The organism is uncultured Rossellomorea sp. (genome assembly GCF_947488365.1).
In the GTDB taxonomy this organism is placed as follows: domain Bacteria; phylum Bacillota; class Bacilli; order Bacillales; family Bacillaceae_B; genus Rossellomorea.
This window is the reverse complement of the sequence record NZ_CANKZT010000006.1, coordinates 50,297-65,099: the sequence shown is the minus strand read 5'-3', so window position 1 is coordinate 65,099 and position 14,803 is coordinate 50,297. Positions and strand designations below refer to the sequence as shown.

Here is a 14,803-nt window from a genome sequence, read left to right as displayed (position 1 = left end):
GAGTTAATAATAGTAGGAAGCCAATGTTGAGGGATGAGGAAATATTTCAGTAATGGGCAAATTGAATAGAATCGAACTCGATAATATATGGACGAAAGTCGATAATAAAATCGGCAAAGTCGATAATATATCTCAAGAGTCGATAATAAACACGTTAAAGTCGATAATAAAACCCTTTTTACCTTCCCCCGCGATTTAAATCATATGACTTTCACTATCAAAATGGACTTTTCATAACTGAATTGATGAGTATCCCAATCAAAAGTCCAGATGAATGACAAAAAAGCCCCCATTCATGAACTGGAGGCCATCTGCCATTATTTCTTCATAATCGGAACCCACACCTCACAACGATAGTTTTCGTCATTCGGATTTCCCGGCGGGTATAATTCAAACTCGGGACCGCCTGCATGTTCATACCCTGTGGAAGGGAACCATTCAGAGAAGATTCGCTTCCAGACGATTTGGATCGCGTGTGGCATCGGCCCGACTGATTCGAAGACAGCCCATGTGGCAGCGGGAATCTCTTTTACCTCTAGTGTATGATTATTATCTGTCTTCTTCACAGCCCCGATAAAATACGTGAACTCTTCATTTGGATGATCAAACTCCATACAAATCCCGAGCATCTCGTTATTTCCAGCTGCTTCACAAATCTTCCTATCTAAATCAGTCGTGTTCACTTCATTCCAAAATGCAGGAATGTCTTTCAAATTCTCACCGTTACACGTTGAAACTCTTTTACCTTTTCCAATCACTTGAAATGCTTCTCTTTCCTCAATCTTGTAATCCATTTCGACTTCCCCTTTAAGTTGGATTTGGAATGAGATGCGTGGAAATGCTTTTAAGGGAGTGCCTGATTCCCTCACTTGGGATGGGGATACTCCGTGAGCCCTTCGAAAGGCTTTCGAGAAGGATTCTGGTGTCTCATATCCGTACTTAAGAGCAACATCGATGACTTTGGCATTCGTATTAGTCAGTTCCTGAGCCGCTAATGTGAGTCTCCTCTTCCTGATGTAATCGGCTACGGTAAAACCTGTCACAAGTGAAAACAGCCTCTGAAAGTGAAATTTTGAACTGAGTGACAACCGGGCCAATTCATCCGTCTCGATTTCTCCATCAAGATTGTCCTCGATATACTGGAGGCAATCATTCATCCTATTAAGCATTTCCATTGCTTATCTCCTCCCTGCTATCTAAATGTACCATTCGGATGGTAAGTCCTCCTGTCATTCTGTGCTATTGTGTGACCGGTACTTTGCCACAAAATGATTTGCCTGTTAAATTTCCTGCAAATTTCAACAGGTGAATATCGTCGTTTATTTGCCTGTTAAATGCACCACCTAAATCAACGGATGAAAATCAAATAAAATTCACCTATTACACCAATACTACCAATCAAAGACGTAATCAATTACGCCAAGAACTCTACTTCTACAATCTCCCACCTTTCTCCTTCTTTCATCACACCACCATTGACACGAAACCAAAAGGTGTTATATTATAAATACAAAACCAATTGGTGTTATTTCAACCAAAGAAAGCAGGCGACATTCATGAAATCAAATCAATTAGAAGATATTAAACAAACCGTTTTATTCAACGCTCCCATCCAAAAAGTATGGAACACGGTTTCCACATCAGACAGTATTTCCTCTTGGTTCATGCCCAATGATTTCAAACCGGAAGTCGGTCACGAATTTCATATTCAATCCCCTTTTGGACCTTCTCCTTGTAAGGTATTGGAGCTAGATCCCCCTTACAAGTTGTCCTTCTCATGGGATACAGATGGGTGGGTGGTTACTTTTCTCTTAAAAGAGGTAGGAGATCAAACAGAATTTACGCTTATCCATGGCGGCTGGAAGCATGATGATGCGGTTGTATCCAAAGCGCATGAAAAAAGCTCTGTTATTCGTGACAGAATGGCCAACGGCTGGGTCGGCATTGTGGATCAGAGGCTTAGGAAGGTTGTGGAAGGATAAGTGTCTGCAGCTAAACATGATGTATTCCAGGCGATCGCAGACCCGACTCGCAGGGAGGTCCTAAGGTTACTTTCCGAAAAAGAGATGCCCATCTCAGCACTGACCTCTCATTTTCCAATCAGTCGAACAGCCATCGCCAAGCATCTCACCATTCTTTCTGAAGCTGAATTGGTCTATGGTGAAAAAGTGGGCAGGGAAAAAATCTATCGATTACAACCTGAGCCTCTAGCTGAGTTAAAAGACTGGCTCTCATATTACGAGCAGTTCTGGACCAATAAGCTGTCCAAGCTGAAACATATAGTGGAAGAGAGTGACGATGCATCTCCATTGAAAATAGTGGATCAGGAAAAAGATTGATGATGATGATGATGAGGGACGGACCTTAGGAATCAAGGTCCGTCCCTCTTTACTTTAGTAGATTCTCGCCACAATCACCATGGAGATAAATACGGTCATGATGGTGAGGCTGGTCAGGACATTTAATAGGTTCATTGCTGTTAGGTGGATCACGTCAAACTGCAGAATGGTCATGAAAATGATGTGAAACACCAAGATGGCAAAATACGAATAATAGATCCCCTTTTCCCGGATCATCTTCATCCGCTCATCCTTTTGTTTAAACTGTGGATAGAGATAATACATACAAAAACTTAAAACAGTCAATGACATGGGAGTAAGAGCAAAATATGGAAATTCCTTTGCCGTTATGCCGACAAAGAACAAGAAAGCAGTCTGTATGACCAGAACCCATCCTAAAACCAGGTATGCCTTTGTTTGCACTATTTCTTTCCCCCTTTCTCTTCATAAATAAAAATCTCTTCAATTGACACTTCGAATACATTTGCCAGCTGAAAAGCCAGATTCAAAGAAGGGTCATACTTCCCTTTTTCAATCGAGATGATGGTTTGCCTTGATACCCCTAATTTAGCCGCCAATCTTTCCTGTGAGTATCCAAACGTCTTCCGGTATTCTACTAGTTTATTTTTCAAAGAGGGATACCTCCTTATATTTCCATATCATAGTGTAAAGGAAACTTAACGTCAAGTTTCCTTTACATAGTTTGCATGAAACTTTTTTTCCATACACTCGTATATCTTACTAACTAACAAAATAAGGGATGTGCAATGAATGGAAGATGTAATGAGTAAAGTGAAGAAATACAAGGATATCTATTCACAATTAAAGAAGAAATTGCGCTGGAAGGTATCGGACTCCCGTTCCTTAATGATGGTCGCTTCATTGTACGTAACGAATGAACGCGCATTTGACCTGGACCGTTTTGTAGAAGTCAGTGATTATCTTAAAAATGAAGTCGGTGCATTTTCGACGTTAAAGCATGAAATTCGATTTACTTTTGCGGGGATGCTTGATACACGTTTTGAAACGCCAGAAGTAAAGTTCCATGAATTTCTTGCCTTATATGATTCTTTAGTGGAAGCTGGATTTTCTAGAGGAACGTTCACCTATATAGCTGCCATGACCCTGCTTTCAAATGATGATTACAGTACAGATTTGTCCTATCGTGCAATGAAGGTTTATAAAGAAATGAGGGCCCAGCATTTCTTTTTAACAGGACATAGTGATTATCCCTTCGCTACTCTGCTTGCTCAAAGAGAAGGTGATCAGAGTGAGATGGTCCATACGATTGAAGGCTTCTATACGAAATTGAACGATGCAGGATTCAGAAAAGGGAATGATCTGCAAAGCATGAGTCACATTCTTTCCCTGCACGAGGAAGCGTCTCAAGATGAGCTTGTCAGCCGCTGCATTCATTTGTTTGATACCATGAAGCAAGCAGGCATCAAGACGAAGGCGATGTTCTATCCTCAAATCGCTCTACTATCTTTTGTAAATGCCGACTCTAGCTTAGTGAATCAAGTAAAGGATGTCTGGGAAGAACTTAACTCTGATAAGTACTTCAAGTGGCACAAGGATATCAATTTAATGATGGCCGTGAACCTTTTGATCAGCGATAAGATTACGAACTCTACAGTGATGCAGGCGAGTTTATCGACTGCCATTGAAACACTCATACAAGCGCAGCAAGCAACGATGATTGCAACCATTTCGGCTGTATCCGTGACAACCGCTGGCGGAGATTCCTGATATGGATCCGATCAATCTTTTGGTTGTAGGTTTCCCAACTGCCTTAACCATATTGGTGCGGATCGGCTTATATAAGGTGTTTGTAAAAAAGAAAAGCGTTACCCTCTTTTACACACCGTTTGATCAAGTGACTGGACAGACGGAAGTGGAATTTCACGAGGAGCAGGAAACGATCGTGGAGGATGAAGATGATGGTGAGGGGAAGAAGTAGCAAAGAGGGACGGACCTTCCATCAAGGTCCGTCCCTTCCATTTTCATTTCACTTTAATCACGATTTTCCCTTGAGCGTGATGTGTTTCGCTTAATGCGTGGGCGTCCTTTAATCCTTGTTCACTCAGCTCAAATGTCTCTCCGATTACAGGCTTCAATTGACCGGACTCGTACAGGTCGGCAAGCTTGGCCAGTTGCTCTCCCTTAGGATCGAGCCACAAGAATTCGGCTTTCACACCGTACTTTGCCGCTTTTTCCTCAGATGGAGGCTGTGCAATGGATACGAGCTTTCCGTTTTTTTTAAGCACCTTATAGCTGTTTGATTGGACTTCCCCACCCATGGAATCCAGTACTAAGTCAAACTCTTGCAGCACCTCACTGAAATCTTCTTCTTTATAATTGATGAACTGATCAGCACCCAATGATTTGACGAACTCTTCATTTTTGCTACTTGCCGTAGTCGCGACGTGTGCTCCGAAGCTTTTCGCAATCTGAATCGCGAAATTACCTACTCCACCGGATCCCGCATGGATGAGCACCTTATCCCCTTCTTTGATTTGTCCAAAATCTACTAAGCATTGCCAAGCCGTTAATCCGGCAAGGGGAATGGCAGCAGCCTCTTCAAAGCTCATGCTGTCAGGCATTTGGGCGAGGAGTTTATCATCTACTGCCACATACTCAGCATATGTACCCAGCCTTGTCGTTGCCGGTCTGGCGAATACTCTGTCACCGACTTCAAACCCCTTCACATTCTTGCCTTTTTCTGCAATCACACCTGCTGCATCCCATCCAAGGATGATTGGAAATTCAAAGTCGAGCATGTCTTTCAAGTATCCTGCCCGTACCTTCCAATCAATTGGATTAATGGATGTTGCATGATTTTCCAATAAGATTTGATTGTCTCCGATTCTTGGTTGGTCGAGTTCTTTTTCTTGTAATACGTCTTTGTCTCCGTATTGATCAATGATGATGGCTTTCATATGCATACCTCCCTGAAATCTTCATATGGTTTATGTTCCCTCAGAGAGATACGATTTAAACACCCTTTCTAGTCAGGCTCATGGGAAGTGAAGGTCCGTCCCTCATCACTTTAGTGTAGAATAGAGTTAACGAAGTAGCATGTTGAATGGGAGAGGATTTTGTATGAAGCTGCTAGTTTCAGATGAGGTGGATCGTGCGATTGAATTATTTTCAGAATCTGGGGTGGATGCTCTGGAGGTTGTGAATCATGAGAATGAGATTGTCGGAATTCTTACGCTTGATGATATGAATACGATTTTTCATGATGGTCATCTCGGGGAATCGATTGGTGAAATTCTCAAGAAAATAATGTTCCATCATTCTCCTCCAAAGATAAGGTTGAAAAAAAATCAATATAGTGAGCTACTTGAAAGTCCTGTTTTCAATGATATAATCAATTCCCTTTATGATGGGGTCTTCATTACAGATGGACATGGTATTACGGTCAAGGTAAACAAATCCTATGAAAGAATAGCGGACCTCAAATCCGAGCAACTTATCGGTTATCATATGGAAGAGCTCATTAAGGCTGGATATATATCCAAGTCTGCCTCCATCCAGGTCTTGAAAGAAAAAAGACCGATTACATTGATGCAGTCCATTCACAATGGAAGAAAAATCATCGTGTCCGGTACACCGATTTTCAATGATGACGATGAAATCTTATACGTTGTAAACAGTGTTCGTGATATCACCGAACTGTTAAAATTAAAACTGCAAATTGATGAGCTGCAAGAACTAAAGAACCTCCGCCAAAGTTCGAATGCTACGTTTTCTAATGAAGCAGAGAAGTCTTCCATCTATTCCAGTGAAAGGATGAAGAAGGTTTTCACCACCATTAATCGAGTAGCCAAAACGGATGTAAAAGTCCTCTTGCAGGGGGAAACCGGTGTTGGGAAAACGATGATTGCAAAATACATACACGAGCATTCGAATCGTTCGACCAGCAGTTTTCTAGAGCTTAACTGCGGAGCCTTCCCTCCAAGTTTAATAGAGGCAGAATTATTCGGGTATGAATCAGGTGCTTTCACCGGTGCTTTATCTAAAGGAAAAAAAGGATTGCTGGAAGTGGCGGATAATGGCACGTTATTCCTTGATGAAATCGGTGATCTTCCTTTGGAGCTTCAAGTAAAACTATTAAAGGTCATTGAAGATCAAGCATTCATTCCCATTGGTTCTTCAAAACTCAAACAAATTAATGTTCGAATCATCGCTGCTTCTCATAAAAACATTAAGAACTTAGTGGAAATAGGGGAATTTCGCGAAGACTTATATTACCGTTTAAACGTCGTTCCAGTTCAAATCCCTTCCCTGCGTCAGCGTCGCGAAGAAATCATTCCCCTTTCTCAACACTTTTTACAAAGCTTCAATGATGAATATGGATCAAGCAAAGTGATGAGCATTGAGGCATTGGATTGTTTACATGAATACGATTGGCCTGGTAATATTCGAGAATTAAAAAATTTGATTGAGCGCTTAGTCGTTATCACTCCTTTAGAAACAATCGGACGTGAAGATCTCCCACCTGAATTAAGTGAATCCATCAAGAAACCAGACGCATTTTATGAAGGAGAAATTCTTCCTTTAAAAGAGGCCGTGGATCGAGTAGAGAAACAATTGATCACTAATGCAATACGAAAATATAAAACAACGAGAAAAGCAGCAGAAGTCCTCGAAGTCAGTCAATCCACGATCGTCCAAAAAATGAAGAAATGGGAGCTTTGATTACTTTTAGAATCAAGGCTCTCTTTTTTGATTATTTTTATAATCGGATTTGACTATTTTTCGACAGCCTTACAAACCTCCTTCCTTCTGTTCATACTTTTCAGAAAGTTGGCACAGAACTTGCATTACTGTTTATAGAAGAATCGAAAGGAGATACTTTTCATGACAATCTCAACTTTTAAAATTGCTAACAAATTGGTGACAGGAAAAGGAGCAACAGAAGTTTTACCGGATGAAATCAAGCGCCTCCAAATTCAAAACCCACTAATCGTCACAGATGAAGTCCTCCAAAAAGTCGGGGTGGTTGATCAAATCACCCCATTTTTGAAAGGGCTTACTTACGGAATATTCACAGGCGTTAAACCTGACCCTGAGCTCTCTATTGTGGAAGATTGCACGAAAGTTTTTATAGAAGGGAATCATGATGGCTTGATTGCTATCGGGGGCGGAAGTGCGATCGATATCGCAAAAAGTGTTTCTGTTTACGCAGGTTTTGATGGCAGCCTGTCAGAACTGATCGGTACAGACCTTGTTCCACAAAAAGGCGCACCTATCATCACTCTACCGACCACTGCCGGAACAGGTTCAGAAGTAACGAATATATCGATCCTTTCTGACACAGAATCTCAGCTCAAAAAAGGAATCGTGAGTGACTACTTGCTTCCTGATGTGGCGATTGTAGCACCGGAAATGACGCTGACCATGCCGCCTTCAGTCACTGCAGCAAGCGGAGTGGACGCATTGGTTCATGCCATTGAAGCATATATCTCGGTTCACGCTTCACCCATAACAGATGCCTTGGCCATTTATGCGATACGAATGATTTCGGAGAATCTGCCAAAAGCGTACGCCAATCCTAACCATTTGGAAGCCCGTGAAAAAATGGCGACTGCAAGCTTAATGGCCGGTATGGCTTTTGGTAATGCCGGCGTCGGTGCCGTTCACGCACTCGCCTATCCTTTAGGCGGCCGCTATCATATTCCTCATGGGGTCAGTAATGCTCTCCTGCTTCCATATGTCATGGAATGGAATAAAATTGCCTGTATGGAGCGCTTCCGGGACATTGCCGCAGCACTGGGCGAAAACGTACGCTCCTTATCGGACGCAGAAGCAGCAGATAAAGCCGTGATTTCCATGAAGCGATTATGCACCGCAGTCAATATTCCGACTGGATTACGTTCCTTTGACATTCCGGAAACGGCACTTTCTGACATGGCTGAAGATGCAAGCAAGATTGAAAGACTATTAAACAATAACCCACGTCAATTAAACAAAAGTGAAATTGAACAAATCTATCAATCTGCCTATTAATAAAAAGGATTTCAGTTCATTGTTATCAAATTAAGAAAAGGGGTATATAGGATGTGGAGAAATCGAAAAGATGGTGAGGAATCACCATATATTCCAATGGGACCTTTTAAATTAAGACTCCCGTTTATTCACTACAAATTTGAATGGCCGGATTATGTCCAAGGTTTGCTAATGTGTGCTGTTGATTTAGCTGCGATTCCATTAATGATTGAACTTCTAGGCATGCCTTTTGAAGTTGCATTAGCCGTTGTACTGTTGAATGGAATTCTTTATTTAACTCATCACTTACTCGGCGACCCCGTCGTTCCCGGATGGATCACTCCAGCGATTCCATTAATCATGGCTTATGTATCAGCATTTCCAGAAGGATCGGAACGTGTGCACGCACTGGTCGCCTTCCAGCTTACACTCGGCTTACTTTCCATCCTGTTAGGGGTGACAGGATTAGCGAAAAAAGTCGTTACATTCGTTCCCCCGGCGATTAAATCGGGGGTAATCTTAGGAGCAGGATTTGCAGCAATCATTTCTGTCTTCCAGGTTGGCGGGCGTTTCGAAAGCTTTCCATGGACCATTTCCATCGCAGTAGGGATTGCCTTTTATATTATATTCTCTCAACATTTCAATCAACTGAAAGCCAAAAGTGCACTATGGGGACTTATTGGAAAACTGGGAATCTTTCCGATTATTATTCTCGCTGTCATCATCGCACCTCTCTTTGGAGAAGCACCGTGGCCAACGATTGAGTGGGGGCTCATTAATCCTGACTTCGGTACACTTTGGAGTGAATACACCATCTTTGGGCTCGGTTTCCCTCCGGCAATGTTATTTGTAACAGCCTTGCCTACTGTATTAGCCGCTTATATCGTCTTATTCGGAGACGTTTTACAAAGTAAGGCGCTAATTGATGAAGCGGACGATGTGCGCCGTGATGAAAAGATCGATTACAATCCGAATCGTGCCCATATGGTCTTCGGTGGACGCAACACCATTATGAGTATACTTGGTCCTGATGTCACAATGGCAGGTCCACTATGGGCAGCCATGCAGGTTGTCGTAATTGAACGGTTTAAAGAAGGTAAAAAAGCAATGCATTCAATATTTGGGGGTTCTGGGTCCTTCAGATGGGGTACAAATACTGGACTCTTACTTCTCCCTATTGTAAGTTTAGTACAACCAATTCTAGGCATCGCCCTCGCCTTAACTTTGCTGATCCAAGGTTATGTAAGCGTTCGCGTAGGGATATTGGAATCCCGAAGTCACCGTGACCTTGGCATTGCCGGAGTTATAGGGGCAGTACTCGCCACCAAAGGTGCTACTTGGGCATTCGCAGTTGGAATTTTATTATGCTTATTGATTTACGGTAAAAAATTCTTCATCGGTGAAAACGACGAAATTTTCACAAAAGATCTGGAAAATAAGGATGCCAAGAAAATCTCATAAAACATTAAAAGGAGGAACACTATGCAACACTACAATATGATCATCAACGGAGAACAATTAGGATCGGATCTATCTAAACGGGATGTGACCAACCCCGCCACTTCAGAAGTGATTGCAACGATCCCTGATGGAGGCAAAAAAGAAGCAGCCAGCGCTGTTGACGCGGCTTATGATGCATTCAAGGAGTGGTCCCAATACTCTGCATACGAACGAAGTGAACTTATTCGAAAATGGTATGATTTAATTGATGAGAATAAAGAGGACCTTGCCCGGACCATGACCATGGAGCAAGGGAAACCACTAAAAGAAGCACTCGGTGAAATCCAATATGCCAACGGCTTCATCTCCTGGTATGCAGAAGAAGGAAAGCGTGTATATGGCGAACAAATTCCGGCGACTCAGCGAAACAAGCGATTATTTGTCCATAAGCAACCTGTTGGGGTGGTAGCCGTCATCACACCATGGAACTTCCCTGCCGCGATGATCACACGTAAGGTTGCACCGGCACTAGCCACGGGCTGTACGGTCGTGATAAAACCGGCAAACCAAACCCCTTTGACTGCACTGAAAATGGCGGCACTGGCAGAAGAAGCCGGTATTCCTAAAGGAGTCATCAACGTGGTGACAGGTGATTCGAAATCCATTGGGGAGGCGTGGATGGAAGACACACGTGTACGAAAACTGACATTCACGGGATCAACGGAAGTCGGGAAGGTACTGATGAAAGGATCGGCTGACACCGTCAAAAAAATATCGTTGGAACTCGGAGGTCATGCACCTGTGATCGTGATGGCCGACTCTGATTTAGAAAAAGCCGTCGATGGGGTCATCGCCTCCAAATTCAGAAATGCCGGTCAAACCTGCGTCTGCTCCAACCGTGTCTATGTTCATGAATCCGTCGTAGATTCGTTCACGGAAAAACTCGTGGAAAAAGTAAAGGATTTGAAAGTTGGGAACGGTCTCGAAGATGGTGTCGATATCGGACCTTTAATTGATGAAAATGCGATCGAGAAAGTCCAGAAACACGTGGAAGACGCTGTAAACAAAGGAGCTTCCATTGCTTATGGAGGCAAAGGAAAAAGCGGGTTATATTTTGAACCCACTGTTCTTACTAACGTAACTGATGACATGCTTTGCATGAAAGACGAAACATTCGGTCCAGTCGCTCCCATCACTACGTTTAAATCGGAAGAAGAAGCGATCGGGCGGGCAAATGATTCCATCTATGGACTTGCTGCGTATGTATTCACAGAGAATATTACGAAGGGTATTCGAATCAGTGAGCAATTAGAGTATGGAATTGTAGGGCTGAATGATGGATTACCTTCCACTCCACAGGCTCCATTTGGCGGATTCAAGCAAAGTGGCCTTGGACGTGAGGGCGGACATCATGGCATTGAAGAGTATCTCGAAATTAAGTATATTTCGGTCGGGTTATAGGAGAAAGAAGGTCGTGTGCCCACGACCTTCTTTTATTTGAACTTCCTTTCATCACTAGAAGTTCACTTTTATTCTCACGAGATCCTGAATGCTCCCATCTTTTGCACTTCGGCTGTATACCCAGAGTTCACCGGAGCTCGCAGTCGGTGGACGGTCAAAAGGAATGGCCGTACTGAAAAAACCATATTCCGGGGCTCCTTCATTTGTCATGGCGAATCGCTCATTCGTCACGATCACACCGTTATTGTCTCTTAACTGGTAGTTTACGACCGCTTCAAAAACCCTTGCATATCCCTCAACTCTTTGGCCGCTGCTTATCGATGAACTTGGAAGTGGTTTTGTCACGAAGATATTCCTTGAAGTAGGGATAGGAATGATCAAGTGGTAATCGGGCCAGATGACATCCCGTTGGAAACCTGGTCTACCTGCATTTGCTTCTTCAATAGCTGAAACGGAGACACCAAACCTTCTGGAAATAGCAAATAAAGTATCCCCACTTACAATCCTGTAAGCCAGGGCAGGGATCATTAACGGCTGGCCAACATAAATAAAGTCAGGATCATCGATATTGTTCACTCCCGCGATAAGGTCCACGAAACTATTATAGGCATTTGCAATTCCTGTAAGCGTATCTCCACTCGCAACGATATACCTCATAATCGGAGAATTGGTTGAAGTCGGAATAACCAACACATCGCCTGGAAAAATCAAGCCTCGATCTGTAACAGGGGGAAACAAATAATTCGCTCTTTCAATTGCGGCAATGGTACTGCCAAATTGGTTTGCAATCGAATAAAGTGTATCTCCTTGTTTAATAGAATAGATGATCCCTCTTGTTGTAATAATCGGCATCTTAACACCTCCTTTCCATATAAAATATGGTAGAGAGGTGCATAAGTGAACGGCACTTTGACTAGCCATTCTTTTATTTACTAGTTATGGAGATTATTTAAGAGTTGATAAAATTAAGTTCCAAGCCCCACACCGGACATATTAAGCAGCGTACCGAGGGCCTGGCTGACTAATATTACTTTTTGTATATCTCACCAGATGCCATCCACTCCATGAATCTCTGATAGGGATAATAGGTCGTTCCATTCAACTCAACTTTTGGAGCCTCAGGAAATTTATGTAGCAATTCGGTTACTTCTTCTTTCGTTAGACCTACATGAAGATGCAAATCTTTCTCTTTTATCAACGTGGGATACTCTGAGAAGCTTGCTTTGGGGTTACCAAAGTTCTTTAACCCATCTCCTATAAAATATCCTAAGGCCGCGAGCCCCGCTGCTATCCAGAAAAAACTAATATCCATTTTACAACTCCCCTTTTCTATTAAATCTATACTTTACATACGGGTGAACTTGATAAAAGTTCCAACTTATACAAGTTTTATCCATTGAAATAGTCATACAAGTCTAGAAAAATAGAAATTGATATTATATTAGGAAAATTCATTGACTGCGCTTTCTTCCTGTGCTAGATTGTGTTTATTAATAAAATTCCATGACGAGAAAATATGACTCGTCCCTGGTCAGGGGCGGGTTTTTTTATGTGAAATAATCAGAATAATCAATAGAAGCTATCATGGTTTGGGTAGGGATTAGGAGGGGTCTCGTTGAGAAAAAAAGATGTGCTGGTTTCAGGATTTATGCTTTTCTCACTGTTTTTCGGTGCTGGAAATTTAATATTTCCGCCTTATCTAGGAATGGAATCAGGCAGTTACTTTGTTGCAGCTATTGCCGGGTTTATTCTAACGGCGGTGTTTTTACCTTTTTTGACGATCATTTCAGTATCACTTTCTACTAATGGATTATTATCGATTGGCCAACGGGTCCACCCCGTTTTCGGACTTGTGTTTGCCATCGTGATTTATATGTCGATTGGAGCACTTTACGGTATTCCAAGGGCGTCGAATGTTGCGTATGAACTCGGGTTTATGCAAATGATCAGTGTGGAAGGACGTTTACCTTTATTCTTATTCTCACTCGTCTTTTTCGGATTGACCTACTTACTCAGCATCAATCCGAAGAAAGTAATTGATCTTGTCGGTCAGTTTTTGACGCCAGTTTTGCTCATTGTATTAGCAATATTATGTGTACGGGCCTTTATTACCTTTGATTACATGGAAGCTCAAGCGTCTGAAAAGTTCCAGTCCGATCCGTTTCTGAAAGGGTTTCTGGAAGGGTACTTCACTATGGATGCTGTAGCGGCCCTTGCTTTTGGGATTGTGATTATCAATGGGTTGAAAGACAAAGGAGCCACTCATAAAAGGGATCTGATACGTGGAACAGTCAGTGCAGGGGTGATTGCAGCAGTCGGCTTAATCATGGTGTATCTCTCACTTGGATGGATCGGACGAGTGGTTCCTCATGACGAGCCACTTCGAAATGGAGCAGAAATATTGGTTCTGGCGTCACAGCAATTATTTGGATACAGTGGCAACGTATTGTTTGGCTTGATTGTGATGATCGCTTGCTTAACGACCTGTATTGGTCTCATTAATGCATGCGGACGTTTTTTCAACGAAATTTTTCCGAAATATTCATATAAGTCTTATGTATTGATTTTCATCCTGATTGGTATGATCGTTACAAATCTTGGACTGAATTTGATTTTAAAAGTGGCTACACCGTTACTGGTTTTTATTTATCCTGTAGCTATTGTGCTTGTAGTCCTCTCTCTCTTCCAGCATTTCTTTGGAGAAAGTAAGAGAATGTATGTGTACGGGGTTGGTGTCGCTACATTATTTGCCTTTTACGAAATGCTAATGACACTAAATATTCAAATGGATGGAATTCAAGCGACCCTGGGCTTCCTTCCCCTGAGTGAAAATGGCCTGGGTTGGACATTCCCTACCCTGGTAGCTGTCGTAATTGGATACTTCCTGGACCGAATGCAGAAGAAAATCATCTTTTGAGGGACGGACCTCTAAAAAAAGCAGCAATGAGAACGTGTTCATTCACATTCTCATTGCTGCTTTTTCTGCTTTATGGTTGTTCACTTGTTCGTTTTTGGTAGACTTTCATAGAATCTCCGCTCAATCCGATTGCTTCCGTGGAATGAGTCCAGCCGTATTTTTCATAATAGTCTTCCAAGTCTGTTGTGAGGTAGAGGTGTTTGTACCCTTTTTCATTGGCCTGTTGCAGAGCATGGGCAAGAAGGTTGGAACCAAGTCCGCGCCCTCTATGTTCCGGGTCTACATACAGGCATGCAAACCATGGATACAGATCTTGGCGGCTGTTGAGATCATTTCTAAGTAAAGCGTAAGTACCGATGATTTTTTCTTCATGTAAAGCGATATAAAATCGGGGCAGATCTTCTTCTGTTCGACAGGAATGAAACATACAATCGTGATAAAACCTATAATTATCTTCACTTCCCCATTGTCCCCAGAACACTTTCACTGCGTCTAAAAACATGGTTGAAACTTTATGTAACTCCATTATCTTCATTTCAGCTTTCCTTTCCTCTCCTAATGAATAGACGTATCTATAATGAATTCTTCATCAGTGAGGGAAAACCTTTTTTCAAAGAGAAAAAAGCACGCTCTACACTGAACGTGCTTTTTT

The 14,803-nt window shown here is 42.3% G+C and carries 16 protein-coding genes; 9 read left to right on the top strand and 7 right to left on the bottom strand.

Going from position 1 to position 14,803, the window contains the following annotated elements; genetic code table 11:
- Nucleotides 1–317 precede the first annotated feature (317 nt).
- Nucleotides 318–1,175, bottom strand: coding sequence for an AraC family transcriptional regulator (locus Q1B03_RS18095; RefSeq protein ID WP_299744722.1), 858 nt, complete (start codon nucleotides 1,173–1,175; stop codon nucleotides 318–320).
- Between the two features lie 381 nt (nucleotides 1,176–1,556).
- On the opposite strand from Q1B03_RS18095, the gene Q1B03_RS18090 reads away from it, so the two are divergent.
- Both Q1B03_RS18090 and Q1B03_RS18085 read left to right on the top strand, forming a co-directional pair.
- Entirely contained in the window at nucleotides 1,557–1,982 is a 426-nt protein-coding gene (locus Q1B03_RS18090) for an SRPBCC domain-containing protein (RefSeq protein ID WP_299744719.1), read from the top strand.
- A complete protein-coding gene (locus Q1B03_RS18085) occupies nucleotides 1,983–2,339 on the top strand; it encodes a helix-turn-helix transcriptional regulator (RefSeq protein ID WP_299744716.1) in 357 nt (118 codons plus the stop codon).
- A gap of 54 nt (nucleotides 2,340–2,393) precedes the next feature.
- Here the strand turns inward: Q1B03_RS18085 and Q1B03_RS18080 are convergent, their stop codons facing one another.
- The gene (locus Q1B03_RS18080) at nucleotides 2,394–2,762 is read right to left on the bottom strand and encodes a permease (RefSeq protein WP_299744713.1); all 369 of its coding nucleotides are present in this window, start codon (nucleotides 2,760–2,762) and stop codon (nucleotides 2,394–2,396) included.
- Nucleotides 2,762–2,971 (bottom strand): helix-turn-helix transcriptional regulator, encoded by a 210-nt coding sequence (locus Q1B03_RS18075; protein ID WP_299744710.1) that lies wholly within the window; start codon nucleotides 2,969–2,971, stop codon nucleotides 2,762–2,764. The genes Q1B03_RS18080 and Q1B03_RS18075 overlap by 1 nt, the downstream gene beginning before the upstream one ends.
- Before the next feature lie 139 nt (nucleotides 2,972–3,110).
- Here Q1B03_RS18075 and Q1B03_RS18070 point away from each other — a divergent pair, with 139 nt between their 5' ends.
- A complete protein-coding gene (locus Q1B03_RS18070) occupies nucleotides 3,111–4,088 on the top strand; it encodes a DUF4003 family protein (RefSeq protein ID WP_299744707.1) in 978 nt (325 codons plus the stop codon).
- A gap of 1 nt (nucleotide 4,089) precedes the next feature.
- Entirely contained in the window at nucleotides 4,090–4,299 is a 210-nt protein-coding gene (locus Q1B03_RS18065; RefSeq protein ID WP_299744704.1) for a DUF3951 domain-containing protein, read from the top strand.
- Nucleotides 4,300–4,342: 43 nt separating this feature from the next.
- Here Q1B03_RS18065 and Q1B03_RS18060 read toward each other — a convergent pair whose 3' ends face one another.
- Nucleotides 4,343–5,278 (bottom strand): NADP-dependent oxidoreductase, encoded by a 936-nt coding sequence (locus tag Q1B03_RS18060; protein WP_299744701.1) that lies wholly within the window; start codon nucleotides 5,276–5,278, stop codon nucleotides 4,343–4,345.
- 163 nt (nucleotides 5,279–5,441) lie between these two features.
- Between Q1B03_RS18060 and Q1B03_RS18055 the strand changes: the two genes are divergently transcribed.
- The 4 genes from Q1B03_RS18055 (at nucleotide 5,442) to Q1B03_RS18040 (ending at nucleotide 11,234) form a co-directional block, all read left to right on the top strand.
- Nucleotides 5,442–7,043, top strand: coding sequence for a sigma 54-interacting transcriptional regulator (locus tag Q1B03_RS18055; RefSeq protein ID WP_299744698.1), 1,602 nt, complete (start codon nucleotides 5,442–5,444; stop codon nucleotides 7,041–7,043).
- A 162-nt stretch (nucleotides 7,044–7,205) separates the two neighbouring features.
- Nucleotides 7,206–8,354, top strand: a complete 1,149-nt coding sequence (locus Q1B03_RS18050) for an iron-containing alcohol dehydrogenase (protein ID WP_299744695.1) — start codon at nucleotides 7,206–7,208, stop codon at nucleotides 8,352–8,354.
- 51 nt (nucleotides 8,355–8,405) lie between these two features.
- The gene (locus Q1B03_RS18045; protein WP_299744693.1) at nucleotides 8,406–9,794 is read left to right on the top strand and encodes a hypothetical protein; all 1,389 of its coding nucleotides are present in this window, start codon (nucleotides 8,406–8,408) and stop codon (nucleotides 9,792–9,794) included.
- Nucleotides 9,795–9,815: 21 nt separating this feature from the next.
- Nucleotides 9,816–11,234 (top strand): NAD-dependent succinate-semialdehyde dehydrogenase, encoded by a 1,419-nt coding sequence (locus tag Q1B03_RS18040; RefSeq protein WP_299744690.1) that lies wholly within the window; start codon nucleotides 9,816–9,818, stop codon nucleotides 11,232–11,234.
- A 54-nt stretch (nucleotides 11,235–11,288) separates the two neighbouring features.
- On the opposite strand, the gene Q1B03_RS18035 is transcribed toward Q1B03_RS18040, so the two are convergent.
- Both Q1B03_RS18035 and Q1B03_RS18030 read right to left on the bottom strand, forming a co-directional pair.
- Nucleotides 11,289–12,086 carry a LysM peptidoglycan-binding domain-containing protein gene (locus Q1B03_RS18035; RefSeq protein ID WP_299744687.1) on the bottom strand — a complete coding sequence of 266 codons (798 nt, stop codon included), beginning with the start codon at nucleotides 12,084–12,086 and terminating at the stop codon, nucleotides 11,289–11,291.
- Nucleotides 12,087–12,261: 175 nt separating this feature from the next.
- A complete protein-coding gene (locus tag Q1B03_RS18030; protein ID WP_299744684.1) occupies nucleotides 12,262–12,546 on the bottom strand; it encodes a DNA-binding protein in 285 nt (94 codons plus the stop codon).
- A gap of 303 nt (nucleotides 12,547–12,849) precedes the next feature.
- Here Q1B03_RS18030 and brnQ point away from each other — a divergent pair, with 303 nt between their 5' ends.
- Entirely contained in the window at nucleotides 12,850–14,151 is a 1,302-nt protein-coding gene (gene brnQ / locus Q1B03_RS18025) for a branched-chain amino acid transport system II carrier protein (RefSeq protein ID WP_299744682.1), read from the top strand.
- 70 nt (nucleotides 14,152–14,221) lie between these two features.
- Here the strand turns inward: brnQ and Q1B03_RS18020 are convergent, their stop codons facing one another.
- Nucleotides 14,222–14,686, bottom strand: a complete 465-nt coding sequence (locus Q1B03_RS18020) for a GNAT family N-acetyltransferase (protein WP_299744679.1) — start codon at nucleotides 14,684–14,686, stop codon at nucleotides 14,222–14,224.
- Nucleotides 14,687–14,803: the final 117 nt, after the last annotated feature.